Below are 13,574 nucleotides of genomic sequence, written 5' to 3' on the forward strand. Positions count from 1 at the left end.
ATTTACGTGGTAATGACGATACAGATATTGCGTTGCCTCAATAAAATCGCGGTTTCCATTGAGTCGAATAAATGGAAGGAATCATGATCCTAAACGCATCGTCTCGGCACGCTTCGCCGTGTCGTAAACATATTGCAGCATCGGTTCCAGGTCGGTGTCGGGCCCGGAGCTGATGATCTTGGCGCGCAGCCACTCAATCTCGCTGGTGATATCCGGCGGGAAAATGGTGTTGTTCTGCGCATTACGCAGCCATTTCAGCAGGAAGTTATTCTTGCCGCGCACGCCGCCAGACTTCTTCGTTTTGGCGTTGATTTTCAGGGCGACCAGAATGCAGTAATAGAAGTGAACGCGTTGGCTGTAGCTTTGCGGGATCATCTTCGCTCACCTGCCGCGACAAGTGAAAAATGTGATGTCGATCGGTTTTCCATCATCCGGATTCCTGCCTGAATGGGTCTAACAGCCATGATCAATGCCGATCAGGGCGCTATTTCCGCGCTGTAGCCGCACGGTAAACGCACCATATGATAATCCTCGCGGCGGATGCAAGTCGGCATAATCCGGGAATTGAGGCGGGAGAAGGGCGCCATCAACGCTAAAAAAATAAGCGAAGCGGCTGAAAAAGCGCTGAGGCAATTCTTTTGCGGCATAAGGCCTAAAACGGCCACTTATCCTATAGCCAGGCCGCGCGTATCTGGCAATATCGTGATCTGCGTCTACACTTAATTCTGACGATGTTCGCAGTCAGCCTGGCGAGTGAGTTTAAATGATGTTTGTTTGTGGAGAGTTATCTATCGAAATTCCGTGTTATCTGCAAAACCTCCTCGCACACACTTATGCGGTAGTAACCGCCTCGATCACCCAGCCAGCCTCCGAACATCCTGTAATGACAAATTCCACAAGACAGGAGAAGAGTCGTGACCTCCGCGGTTAATCACAACAGCACCTTGCCGTCATTAAGTGGCGGACTCTACGCCTTCTTTTTTGATGTCGACGGCACGCTGGCAGCGATTCAGTCGCAGCCCGAGTCGGTCTCCATTCCCGCTCCGGTACGCCAGCTGCTGCAACACATTTCCAATCTTAGCCACGGCGCCTTAGCGCTGGTTTCCGGCCGTCCGATTGCGCAACTCGACGCCTTAGTCGCGCCACTCGAAGCCCCCGCCGCGGGCGTGCACGGTGCAGAACGCCGCGATGCGGCGGGCCGCGTGCATCGCCACAGCTTGCCGGGGGATATTGCGCAAACACTGCAAACTGAACTGCAGCAGACGCTGGATCAGTGGCCCGATACGCTATTAGAAGTGAAAGGCATGGCATTTGCGCTTCACTATCGCAATGCGCCGCAGTACGAAAACGCCATTATGCAGCTGGCCGAAGACGCCGTTGCACGCTTTCCCGAGCTGGCGCTTCAGCCAGGTAAATGCGTGGTGGAACTGAAGCCGCAAGGCATCGATAAAGGCGCTGCCGTACGTGAGTTTATGCAGGAAGCACCCTTTGCCGGACGCATTCCGGTATTTGTGGGAGACGACCTGACAGATGAAAAAGGATTCCTCGTGGTAAATGCCATGCAGGGGATCTCTGTCAAAGTCGGTGAAGGGGCCAGCCATGCACGCTATCGCCTCAACAGCGTTGAGGCCGTATGGCACTGGCTTGAACAACTATTATTACAACTAGAACATGACAATGTTGGTAAGGAGTTTAGGTTATGAGTCGTTTAGTCGTCGTATCTAACCGTATCGCGATCCCCGATGGTAGCAAGGCCAGCGCAGGCGGGCTTGCTGTCGGTATTTTAGATGCACTGCGAGATACCGGTGGATTATGGTTTGGCTGGAACGGAGAGATCAGCGAATTCTCGGGTGAAGAAGAGGATGAAGAACTTACGCAGATCGAAAAAGACGGCATCACCTACGCGTCACTGCCGCTTAATCAAAACGATTATGATCAATATTATCTCCAGTTCTCCAATACCGTGATTTGGCCGGCGTTCCACTATCGCCTCGATCTGGTGCAGTATCAGCGCGAAGCCTGGGATGGCTACTGCCGCGTCAATACTTTGCTGGCGCAGCGCCTTAAACCGCTGCTGAAGCCCGACGATATTCTGTGGATCCACGATTATCATCTGCTGCCGTTTGCCGCCGAGCTGCGCAAGCAGGGCATTAATAACCGCATCGGATTCTTCCTGCATATCCCGTTCCCGACGCCAGAGATCTTCAATGCTCTGCCGCCGCATCAGGAGCTGCTGGAGATGCTGTGCGACTACGATCTGCTGGGCTTCCAGACAGAATCTGACCGCGTAGCTTTCCTTGATAGCCTGAGCCAGCTGACGCAGCTGCAGAATAAAGGAGAGAAGAAGCATCGTGCCTTCGGTAACACCTTTATGACTGAGGTCTATCCGATTGGTATTGAGCCAGACACCATTAAAGAGATGGCGGAAGGACCGCTGCCACCGAAAATGGCGGCGATGAAACGCGATTTGGGCGATCTGCAGAATATCATTGCCTGTGAGCGCCTGGATTACTCTAAAGGATTGCCGGAGCGTTTCCTGGCCTTCGAAGCCCTGCTGGAGAATTTCCCGCAGCACCGCGGCAAAATTCGCTACTCGCAAATTGCGCCCACCTCGCGCGGCGATGTGCAGGCTTATCAGGACATCCGTCACCAGCTGGAAACGGAAGCGGGGCGCATCAACGGTAAATACGGCACGCTGGGCTGGACGCCGCTCTATTACCTCAATCAGCACTTTGATCGTCGTCTGTTAATGAAGATCTTCCGTCTCACCAACGTCGGCTTGATTACGCCGCTGCGTGACGGCATGAATCTGGTGGCGAAAGAGTATGTAGCAGCGCAGGACCCGGATAACCCTGGCGTGTTGGTGTTGTCCCGCTTTGCTGGTGCGGCCAATGAGCTGACTTCCGCGCTGATCGTCAATCCGTACGATCGTGATGACGTGGCGGCGGCGCTCGATCGCGCGTTGACCATGCCGCGTACCGAACGTATCTCGCGTTATAACGACATGATGGCGGTGTTGCGCAAACAGGATATTTCACACTGGCGTGAAAGCTTCCTGAAAGATTTAAATACTTTGCCGGTACGCAGTGATGATCACGGTACGGTAAATAAAGTCGCTACCTTTCCGAAATTAGCGTAACGCTTAATTGCACAATACATTGCGCCGCTACGGTAAATGCTAACATTGGGTGCTTTGCTCACTTATTGCACACTTCCGTAGCGGCGCGATTTATCGCGCCTCTTTGAATTTACGCTCCGCTGCACAGCGTTTTCACGCGCCACTGTAACTTCACGAAATCGATTTCATTTCTTAAAGCGCTAATGCGCTGACTCATCAGCAAAAAGCGCACGATTTGGTTAAAAAGCACACAAACGAAAGGCAAAAAGAGCTTTTTTTCCTCGCAACCCTAAAGATCTCAGGTGGTGCGCCGATAGTTATCGTGGAGCAAACCGAAAAATGCCTATTCATTCATTTCTCTAATGTAACGCCCTGTTACATCCCCTGCCGTGCGCTAAACACTCCCTACAATCCACTAACAGTTCCCTGGCGCTCTGCGCCCAGACTTCACGCTTCGCTAGCGTCTCGCTTTACGGCACATGGGCAATATTCCCTGTAAGTGATTAATTTAGAAGCGAATAGTTTCATGCTAATTTAGAGTATTATGCTGCATATAATCCTTTATATGGCGTGTTATAGCACCCTGATTGCCATAGAGCAGATAACTGATCGCGTTGTAATGACAATCTTCCGCACAGCCTAAAATCCGCATTACTTCAGCAAAATATTAAGGAAATAATCAGAAATCGCGCAAAAAATGGACAACAGAAAAGCGCTGCTGAAGGTTTAGAGAAAAAATTTGCCTTAAAAGTGTGACGTAGATCACACTTTATCTAAAATTTCGCGCCACTCACGTTGTATGTCGAAATCAGACAATATAGATTTGCCTTGTTTTCAGATTAGTCTTAAAAAACTGTAAGCAGACGTCACGGAAGATGGTTACAACTCAAGCAAAGAATGGCCTGGAGTTTTGATTACTACAGATCAGTGTCCTGACGAAAAGTGCAACAGTCAGGAGCACGTTGGCTCAAGCCTGATTATTTTTTGCCATCTTTAGATTTACCAACCAGCAGCCCGAACCATAGAACAATTTAATTCTGTGGCCGTATATGTGTCGCGTCTATCAGGATGGAAAAAAATGGGTACATCAGAATTACTAAAACATATATATGACATCAATCTGTCATATTTGCTTCTTGCTCAGCGTTTAATTAACCAGGAAAAAGCTTCAGCAATGTTTCGTTTAGGCATCGATGAATCGATGGCTGATGCATTGTCGCAATTAACTTTACCTGAGATGGTAAAATTAGCGGAAACCAACCAACTGGTTTGCCAGTTCCGATTTACCGATCACAACCATATTAATCGCCTGACTCAAGAGTCACGTGTGGATGACTTACAGCAAATCCACACCGGTATTTTATTATCCAGCCGTCTCCTGCGAAATGCGTCTAAAGATGACGTCTCTGCGAAGAAGAGGGCCGTTTAATGAGCGAAAAAAGTATTGTTCAGGAAGCGCGTGATATTCAGCTGGCCATGGAGCTGATTACATTGGGCGCACGACTGCAAATGCTGGAGAGTGAAACTCAGCTGAGCCGTGGTCGCCTGATTAAACTCTATAAAGAGTTGCGTGGTGCGCCACCACCGAAAGGTATGCTGCCATTCTCTACCGATTGGTTCATGACCTGGGAACAAAATATCCACTCTTCTATGTTCTGTAACGCCTGGCAGTTCTTGCTGAAAACCGGCTTGAACAGTGGCGTTGAAGCGGTAATCAAAGCTTATCGCTTGTATCTTGAGCAGTGTCCGCAATCGGACGAGGGCCCGCTGTTGGCGCTAACGCGTGCATGGACCCTGGTGCGATTCGTTGAAAGTGGCATGCTGGAACTGTCTGACTGTAAGTGCTGTGGTGGCAGCTTTATTAACCACGCTCATCAGCCCATCGGCAGCTTTGTCTGCAGCCTGTGCCAGCCGCCATCACGTGCCGTAAAAAGACGTAAACTTTCTGCAGATTCTGCCGATACCTTTCCACAACTGCTGGATGAACAGGTTAAACGCGCCGTTTAAGTTTGTTCGCATCGTGGAAAACATCCAGCAGCGGTTAATACCGCTGCTTTTTTTTTGCCTGCGATCAACGAATAACACCTGCGGCTCTCTGGCTTAACTTCCATCAACACGTTACGGACGTAAGGATTTTTTGTGCTGATAATTCTGGGTTATATCGTGGTCGTCGGCTCCGTGTTGGGCGGCTACGCGATGGTCGGCGGACATTTAGGCGCGCTTTATCAACCGGCGGAGCTGATCATTATCGGCGGTGCCGGTATTGGTGCCTTTTTAGTCGGCAATAATGGCAAATCGATTAAGAAAACATTAAAAGCGCTGCCATTGTTAATGCGCGGCTCGAAATATAACAAAGCCGTATACATGGATTTAATGGCGCTGCTTTATCGCCTGATGGCGAAATCCCGTCAGCAAGGCATGTTGTCATTAGAACGTGACATTGAAGATCCCAGCCAGAGTGAAATTTTCGCTAACTATCCGCGTATTTTGTCCGATAAACAGTTAGTCGATTTTATTACCGATTATTTGCGTTTGATGGTCAGCGGAAATATGAACGCCTTCGAAATTGAAGCGTTGATGGATGAAGAGATTGAGACCTACGAGCACGAGTGTGAAGTCCCCGCGCAAAGTATCTCGGCGGTGGGTGATGGCTTACCGGCTTTCGGTATTGTCGCGGCGGTAATGGGCGTGGTGCACGCACTGGCGTCAGCCGATCGTCCGGCGGCCGAACTGGGTGCGTTAGTGGCGCACGCGATGGTCGGTACTTTCCTCGGGATTTTGCTGGCCTACGGTTTTATCTCTCCGCTGGCGTCGGTGCTGCGTCAGAAATGTGCCGAAACCACCAAGATGATGCAGTGCGTGAAGGTGACGTTGCTCTCCAGCCTCAACGGTTACGCACCGCAAATCGCAGTGGAATTTGGTCGTAAAACGCTTTACTCCGCCGAACGTCCGTCGTTCTCGGAGCTGGAAGAGCACGTGCGTAACGCCAAGAACCCGGCGAAACAAACTTCGGATGAGAATTCATGAAAGCAGGCAATCGCCCCATTGTGCTGGTTAAAAAGCGCAAACATAAAGGTCACCATGGGAGCCACGGTTCGTGGAAGATTGCCTATGCCGACTTTATGACGGCGATGATGGCGTTCTTTATGGTGATGTGGTTGCTCTCCATCTCCAGCCCCAAAGAGTTGGTCCAGATTGCGGAATACTTTAAAACGCCGCTGAAAGTGGCGTTGACCGGCGGTCAGCGCAGCAGCGACAGCGAAAGTCCGATCCCCGGCGGCGGCGATGATCCGACGCAGCAGAAGGGTGAAGTGAAGAAGATTGTCGATATGGATGCGCAGAAGAAGAAGCTGGAGGAGATCCGCCTGAATCGCCTGCGTGAAAAGCTCGACCAGCTGATTGAAGCCGATCCGCGTCTGAAAGCGCTGCGTCCGCACTTGATCATCAACATGGTCGAAGAGGGACTGCGCATTCAGATTATCGATAGCCAGAACCGCCCGATGTTTAAAACCGGCAGCGCGGACGTGGAGCCTTACATGCGCGACATCCTGCGCACTATCGCGCCGGTGCTGAATGATATTCCGAACAAAATCAGCCTCGCGGGTCACACCGATGATTTCCAGTATGCCAACGGCGATCGTGGCTACAGCAACTGGGAACTGTCGGCGGATCGTGCCAATGCCTCACGGCGCGAGCTGGTGATTGGTGGCCTCGACGGCGCCAAAATGCTGCGTGTGGTCGGTATGGCCGACACCATGAAGCTGAAAAACCGTGGTGCTAATGATGCAGTCAACCGCCGCATTAGCCTGCTGGTGTTGAATCACGACACCGAAGCGGCGATTGAAAAAGAGAATGCCGAGAGCGATGCCGTTCAGGTGAGCGACCCGGCGCAAATGATTCCCAACATTACCGCACCCGCTGTACCGGCTGCGTCGACTGCTCCAACAGGTTCCACTGCAACACCGGCTGCGCCGGCTGCTGCAACGGCCCCAGCGGCAGCGGCGACGCCCACGGCGAGCGCGGTGACACCAGACCAACCCTCACAGCCGAGGTGATCCCGTGAGCATGGACATCAGCGATTTTTACCAGACGTTTTTCGATGAAGCCGATGAGCTGTTAGCGGATATGGAGCAACACCTGTTGGGACTTGATCCCCAGGAGCCCGATTCCGAGCAGTTGAATGCCATCTTCCGCGCCGCCCACTCCATCAAGGGCGGAGCCGGTACGTTTGGCTTTACGGTTTTACAGGAAACCACCCACATCCTGGAAAACATTCTGGATGGTGCGCGCCGCGGCGAGATGCAGCTCAGCACCGATATCATCAACCTGTTTTTGGAAACCAAAGATATTATGCAAGAACAGCTCGATGCCTATAAAACGGCGCAGGAGCCGAATGCAGAAAGCTTTAAATATATCTGCGAAGCGCTGCGTCAGCTGGCACTGGAAGCGAAAGGCATTGCGCCTGAAGCGCCCAAAGTCGCCGAAGTGGTTGAGATCGCAGCACCAGTTGCGGCCGCAGGTCTGCGCCTGCAACTGGTTGACCTGAAAGAGAAAGAGCCGGAGCTGATGCTGGAGGAGCTCGGCAATCTCGGTACCGTCAGCAACGTGGTGAAAGGCGCCAATTCGCTAGACGTTACCATTGATGGCGTCGGCAAAGATGACATCGTCGCGGTGCTCTGTTTTGTGCTGGATGAAGCACAGATTCACTTCCCTACAGGCGCGGCGGCCGTTGCCGACGCCCCGGTTGCTGAAGTGGCTGCTGAACCGGTGCAAACCGCCACCGTCACCGATATCACGCCAGCGGTGAAGCGCGAACCTAAACGTGCCGCCGCACCGGCCAAAGGCAGCGAATCCAGCAGCATCCGTGTTGCCGTTGAGAAAGTTGACCAGCTAATTAACCTGGTTGGCGAACTGGTGATCACCCAATCGATGCTGGCACAGCGCTCCGGTGCGCTGGATCCGGTGGCGCACGGCGACCTGCTGAACAGCATGGGTCAGCTGGAGCGTAACGCCCGCGATCTGCAGGAATCGGTGATGTCGATTCGTATGATGCCGATGGAGTACGTCTTCAGCCGCTTCCCGCGTCTGGTACGCGATTTGGCCAGCAAGCTGGGCAAAGAAGTGGAGCTGACGCTGCTCGGCAGCTCAACCGAGCTGGATAAGAGCCTGATTGAACGTATCATCGACCCGTTAACGCACCTGGTGCGTAACAGCCTCGATCACGGTATCGAAACCCCGGAAAAACGTCTGGCCGCGAATAAAACCGCCGTCGGCAACCTGACGCTGTCGGCGGAACATCAGGGCGGCAACATCTGCATCGAAGTGATCGATGACGGTGCCGGTCTGAACCGCGAACGTATTCTGGCTAAAGCGCTGTCGTCTGGCCTGCCGGTCAGCGACAGCATGAGCGATGAAGAAGTCGGCATGCTGATCTTCGCGCCGGGCTTCTCCACCGCTGAGCAGGTCACCGATGTGTCGGGCCGTGGCGTGGGCATGGACGTGGTGAAACGGAATATTCAGGAAATGGGCGGTCACGTCGAAATCTCCTCGAAGCAGGGCAAAGGCACCACCATTCGCATCCTGCTGCCGCTGACGCTGGCGATCCTCGACGGCATGTCGGTACGCGTCGCTAACGAAGTGTTCATTCTGCCGCTCAACGCGGTAATGGAATCGCTGCAGCCAACCGCAGAAGAGCTGAAACCGCTGGCCGGTGGCGAGCGCGTGCTGGAAGTGCGTGGCGAATATCTGCCGCTGGTAGAACTGTGGAATGTGTTTGAGGTGCAGAACGCCAAAACCGACGCCACGCAAGGCATTGTGGTGATTCTGCAAAGCGCAGGCCGTCGCTATGCGCTGCTGGTCGATCAGCTGATTGGTCAGCATCAGGTGGTAGTGAAAAACCTTGAAAGCAACTATCGCAAAGTGCCGGGCATCTCTGCCGCCACCATTTTAGGCGATGGTAGCGTGGCGCTGATTGTGGATGTCTCAGCACTGCAATCGTTGAACCGTGAAAAGCGTGTGGCCGGTGCCGCAGCGTAATAGATAACGAAAGGGTAAAAAAATGACTGACATGGCAACCGTGACCAAAATCGCTGGCGAAACCGTGGGCCAGGAATTCTTAGTTTTCACACTGGGTGACGAAGAGTACGGCATCGACATTCTGAAAGTGCAGGAGATTCGCGGTTACGATCAGGTAACCCGCATCGCTAACACGCCGGAATTCATCAAAGGCGTCACCAACCTGCGCGGCGTGATCGTGCCGATCATCGACCTGCGCGTGAAGTTCTCGCAGCCGGATGTGGTGTACAACGAGAACACCGTGGTGATCGTGCTGAATCTTGAGCATCGCGTGGTGGGCATTGTGGTGGATGGCGTTTCTGATGTCCTGTCGCTGACGCAAGAGCAGATTCGTCCTTCACCAGAGTTCGCGGTCACCATGTCCACCGAGTACCTGACCGGTCTGGGCGCGCTGGGTGAACGTATGCTGATTCTGGTCGACATCGAAAAGCTGCTGAGCAGCGAAGAGATGGCGCTGGTGGATAACCTGCGTACTGCCTAATCTCCGCAACGGGCCGCGCTGCTGCGGCCCGTTATCATTACACACATTAATTAATTCCTTACAAATCAACAATAAATCCGCAAAAAATCGCTGTAATATCCCTCAATCTTCTCCGCCCCTGGTCGATAACCGATCGGTACGATTTTTTCCTTCATTTTCCAGGGCAAACTATGTTTACGAGAATCCGCGTGGTCACCAGCTTATTGCTGGTGTTGTTAGTGTTTGGCTTTTTACAGCTGGCATCCGGCTCACTGTTTTTTAAAGCGCTAAGCGATGACAAAAACAGTTTTAACGTTTCACAACTGGCGAGCAAAAACACCGCCGCCATCAACGACGCCTACATGAGCCTCAATCAGAGCCGTGTGGTGTTAACCCGCATTCAGCTGCGCATGGCAACCAGCAAACTGACCGGTACCGAAGCGGATATCGCCGGTTTGTACGGCGACAGCAAAGCCTTCCAGAAAGAGGCCGCCGATAACTACCAGCTGTTTAAAGCGACGCCGGACACGCCGGGACAGGATGCCGCGCTCAACAAACGTCTCGATCAAACCTATACCGCCTATGCCAGCGCGCTAGGCCAGTTGCAGGACGCGTTGGTCGCAAAAGATCTCGATCTGGCAGCCAAAGCGCCGGTTGCGCCAAGCCAAAACGCCTTCCTGAAAGAGTACCGCCAATGGCGTGCCGATCAGGATCGCCTGACTGCGGCGGGCGTCGAAGCCAACAGCTCAGCCTACGATCACATGATCTGGCTGTTAGGCGCGGTGCTGGCGATTGTGGTGGCGGTGATTGTGCTGTGCTGGTTTGGCATGCGCAAAATCCTCATCAAGCCGCTTAATGAGAATATCCAGCATATTCAGCACATTGCGCAGGGCGATTTGACGCAGCGCATCGCGGTCGAAGGACGCAACGAAATGAGCCAGCTGGCGGAAAGCCTGCATGAGATGCAGCAGTCGCTGGTGCGCACGGTAAGTGATGTGCGTGACGGTTCGGATGCCATCTTTACCGGAGCGAGCGAAATCTCTGCGGGCAACAACGATCTCTCGGCACGTACCGAAGAGCAGGCGGCTTCACTGGAGCAGACCGCCGCCAGCATGGAACAGCTGACCGCCACCGTGAAGCAGAACGCCGAAAACGCGCGTCAGGCGTCGCAGCTGGCGCTGAGTGCTTCCGAAACCGCGCAGAAGGGCGGTGATGTGGTGCAAGGCGTGGTGCGCACCATGAGCGACATCGCCGGCAGTTCGAAGAAGATCGCCGACATCACCAGCGTTATCGATGGCATTGCCTTCCAGACCAATATTCTGGCGTTGAACGCGGCGGTAGAAGCGGCGCGCGCCGGTGAGCAAGGCCGTGGCTTTGCGGTGGTCGCGGGTGAAGTCCGTAATCTGGCCCAGCGCAGCGCGCAGGCGGCGAAAGAGATTAAAGGGTTGATTGAAGACTCCGTCAGCCGCGTGAACAGCGGATCTGAACTGGTGGGCACCGCTGGTGAGACCATGAGCGATATCGTTAATGCGGTAACGCGCGTCACCGACATCATGGGCGAAATTGCCTCGGCATCGGATGAGCAGAGCCGTGGTATCGATCAGGTCGGCCAGGCGGTGACGGAGATGGATCGCGTGACGCAGCAGAACGCCTCGCTGGTGGAAGAGTCTGCGGCGGCGGCGGCCTCGCTGGAAGAGCAGGCCAGTCGCCTGAGCCAGTCGGTGGCGGTGTTCCGCGTACCGCGCGCGGCGCAAACGCAGCCGCAGGCCAGAAGCGGCGTGCGTCATCCGCAGATCGCACCACCCACGATCGGCGCACCGCGTAAAGCGCTGACCGCCGCGGCTGGGGAGAGTAACTGGGAGACGTTTTAAGTTTCTGAGTGGTCGGTCCCTCACCCTAACCCTCTCCCACACGTGGGAGAGGGCACTGTCCGAGCCAGCATGTGGCAGCGTCTCCCTCTCCCGCAGGCGGGAGAGGGAACTGTCCGAGCCAGCATGTGGCAGCGTCTCCCTCTCCCGCCTGCGGGAGAGGGCCGGGGTGAGGGACAACCCGCACCACCCAATGCGCCTTTATCGCTCACCCGATAAAGGCGCATTTTTTTTACTGTTAATTTCTTTAGTTATAAAACACTGCAATCATGCGCAAACGCAGAGTTTTAATTCGTAAAGTAGCTTAAGCACCCTGAAAAATTCAGATTGCCGGTCGATAACTGGGGGAGCCGAAACGCATCCCTGGAGATCCCATGTTAAAACGAATCAATGTAGTGACCAGTTTAATCGCCGTATTACTGGTGTTTGGCGCTTTACAATTACTGTCGGGTGGCCTGTTCTGGTCCGCCTTACAAAAAGATAAAGAGGCGTTTGCGGTAGCGCAGATCTCCTCCAACAACGTTGGCGCGATGTCAGACGCCTGGATTGAACTGAACCAAACCCGCACCGTACTCAACCGCGCCATGTTGCGTATGCAGGGCACCATGGCCGCGCAGTCGAATGGCGGTCAGCTGAGTGCCTTAATCGCCCAGACGGAAAAACAACTCAATGTGGCTGCCGGCCACTATCAACGCTACTACGACTTGCCGGCCACGCCAGGCTTGCCAGACGCGTTGCGCGATAAGCTGGAAGCGAACTACGCCGCTTTCAACGACGGGTTGAAAGCGATGCTGGATCGCCTGAAAGCCAACGATCTGCAAGGCATGTTTGCGCAGAACATCGAAGCTAAACAGGTCGCGATGAAAGCCACTTACGAAGAGTGGCGGACGGAGCAAAGCACATTGGCGGCAGAAGGCGTGGCGCAGAATCAGCGCGCCTTCCACACCATGATGTGGCTGCTGGCGTCGGTGGCGCTGGTGGTGATTGCGGTGATCGTTGGCTGCTGGTTCGGCCTGCGTAGCGTGCTGATTCAGCCGCTGCATCAACTGCTGGCGCATATTCGCCATATTGCCGCGGGCGATCTCACACAAAATATCGTTGTGGAAGGGCGCAATGAAATGAGCCAGCTGGCGGGAAGCCTGCATGAAATGCAGCAGTCGCTGGTCAGCACCGTGGGCAATGTACGTGACGGTTCCGATGCGATTTTCACCGGCGCCAGCGAAATCGCCGCCGGGAATAACGATCTGTCGGCGCGTACCGAAGAGCAGGCCGCCTCGCTGGAGCAGACGGCGGCCAGCATGGAGCAGCTCACCGCGACGGTGAAACAGAACGCCGAGAATGCGCGTCAGGCGTCGCAGCTGGCACTCAGCGCGTCCGATACCGCACGCAAAGGTGGCGAGGTGGTCGATGGCGTGGTGCGTACCATGCAGGATATCGCCGGCAGCTCGAAGAAGATCGCCGACATTATTAGCGTGATCGATGGCATCGCCTTCCAGACCAATATCCTGGCGCTGAACGCGGCGGTAGAAGCAGCACGCGCCGGTGAACAGGGCCGTGGTTTTGCTGTAGTGGCCGGTGAAGTGCGCAACCTGGCGCAGCGCAGTGCGCAGGCGGCGAAAGAGATCAAAGGCTTGATCGAAGATTCGGTGAACCGCGTCAACAACGGCTCGCAACTGGTCGGCACCGCCGGAGAAACCATGAACGATATCGTCGGCGCCGTCACGCGCGTCACCGATATTATGGGCGAAATCGCCTCGGCATCGGATGAGCAGAGCCGTGGTATCGATCAGGTGGGACAAGCGGTTACCGAGATGGACCGCGTCACCCAGCAGAACGCCTCGCTGGTGGAAGAGTCCGCCGCCGCCGCCGCATCACTGGAAGAGCAGGCGAGCCGCCTGAGCCAGTCGGTATCGGTGTTCCGCATTCCGCGCGCCGCACAGGCGCAACCAAAGGCGAGCACGGTGCGCCAGATCGCCAGCGCACCGCGCAAAGCGGCTGCCGCGCCGGTGAGTGAGGGTAACTGGGAGACGTTTTAAGTTTTGAGTTGTTTGCC

General features: G+C 54.5%; 11 protein-coding genes. 10 read left to right on the forward strand and 1 reads right to left on the reverse strand.

The genetic code is table 11. The annotated features are described in order from the left end of the window. Positions 1-81: 81 nt before the first annotated feature. Positions 82-372 carry a hypothetical protein gene (locus PO881_RS08180; RefSeq protein ID WP_101761029.1) on the reverse strand — a complete coding sequence of 97 codons (291 nt, stop codon included), beginning with the start codon at positions 370-372 and terminating at the stop codon, positions 82-84. A 542-nt stretch (positions 373-914) separates the two neighbouring features. Between PO881_RS08180 and otsB the strand changes: the two genes are divergently transcribed. The 10 genes from otsB (at position 915) to PO881_RS08230 (ending at position 13,557) form a co-directional block, all read left to right on the forward strand. Then, complete coding sequence (gene otsB, locus PO881_RS08185; protein ID WP_101760738.1) at positions 915-1,703, forward strand: trehalose-phosphatase; 789 nt, start codon at positions 915-917, stop codon at positions 1,701-1,703. Next, positions 1,700-3,139, forward strand: a complete 1,440-nt coding sequence (gene otsA / locus PO881_RS08190; RefSeq protein WP_101760737.1) for an alpha,alpha-trehalose-phosphate synthase — start codon at positions 1,700-1,702, stop codon at positions 3,137-3,139. Before otsB ends, otsA begins: the two co-directional genes overlap by 4 nt. Before the next feature lie 1,057 nt (positions 3,140-4,196). Then, on the forward strand, positions 4,197-4,547 hold the full coding sequence (gene flhD, locus PO881_RS08195) for a flagellar transcriptional regulator FlhD (protein WP_008102850.1): 351 nt from the start codon (positions 4,197-4,199) through the stop codon (positions 4,545-4,547). Continuing rightward, entirely contained in the window at positions 4,547-5,125 is a 579-nt protein-coding gene (gene flhC / locus PO881_RS08200; protein WP_101760736.1) for a flagellar transcriptional regulator FlhC, read from the forward strand. Before flhD ends, flhC begins: the two co-directional genes overlap by 1 nt. A 132-nt stretch (positions 5,126-5,257) precedes the next feature. Next, positions 5,258-6,145: a flagellar motor stator protein MotA gene (gene motA, locus PO881_RS08205; protein ID WP_007891047.1), complete on the forward strand. Its 888-nt coding sequence runs from the start codon at positions 5,258-5,260 to the stop codon at positions 6,143-6,145. Continuing rightward, the gene (gene motB, locus PO881_RS08210) at positions 6,142-7,173 is read left to right on the forward strand and encodes a flagellar motor protein MotB (protein ID WP_192413558.1); all 1,032 of its coding nucleotides are present in this window, start codon (positions 6,142-6,144) and stop codon (positions 7,171-7,173) included. The genes motA and motB overlap by 4 nt, the downstream gene beginning before the upstream one ends. 10 nt (positions 7,174-7,183) lie before the next feature. Further along, on the forward strand, positions 7,184-9,154 hold the full coding sequence (gene cheA, locus PO881_RS08215; RefSeq protein ID WP_192233597.1) for a chemotaxis protein CheA: 1,971 nt from the start codon (positions 7,184-7,186) through the stop codon (positions 9,152-9,154). A gap of 22 nt (positions 9,155-9,176) precedes the next feature. Then, positions 9,177-9,674, forward strand: a complete 498-nt coding sequence (cheW, locus tag PO881_RS08220) for a chemotaxis protein CheW (protein ID WP_008102858.1) — start codon at positions 9,177-9,179, stop codon at positions 9,672-9,674. A gap of 170 nt (positions 9,675-9,844) precedes the next feature. Continuing rightward, on the forward strand, positions 9,845-11,524 hold the full coding sequence (locus PO881_RS08225; RefSeq protein WP_192413556.1) for a methyl-accepting chemotaxis protein: 1,680 nt from the start codon (positions 9,845-9,847) through the stop codon (positions 11,522-11,524). A gap of 371 nt (positions 11,525-11,895) precedes the next feature. Then, complete coding sequence (locus tag PO881_RS08230) at positions 11,896-13,557, forward strand: methyl-accepting chemotaxis protein (RefSeq protein WP_192233601.1); 1,662 nt, start codon at positions 11,896-11,898, stop codon at positions 13,555-13,557. Positions 13,558-13,574: the final 17 nt, after the last annotated feature.

This window comes from Pantoea sp. SS70 (genome assembly GCF_029866845.1).
Lineage (GTDB): Bacteria > Pseudomonadota > Gammaproteobacteria > Enterobacterales > Enterobacteriaceae > Pantoea > Pantoea leporis.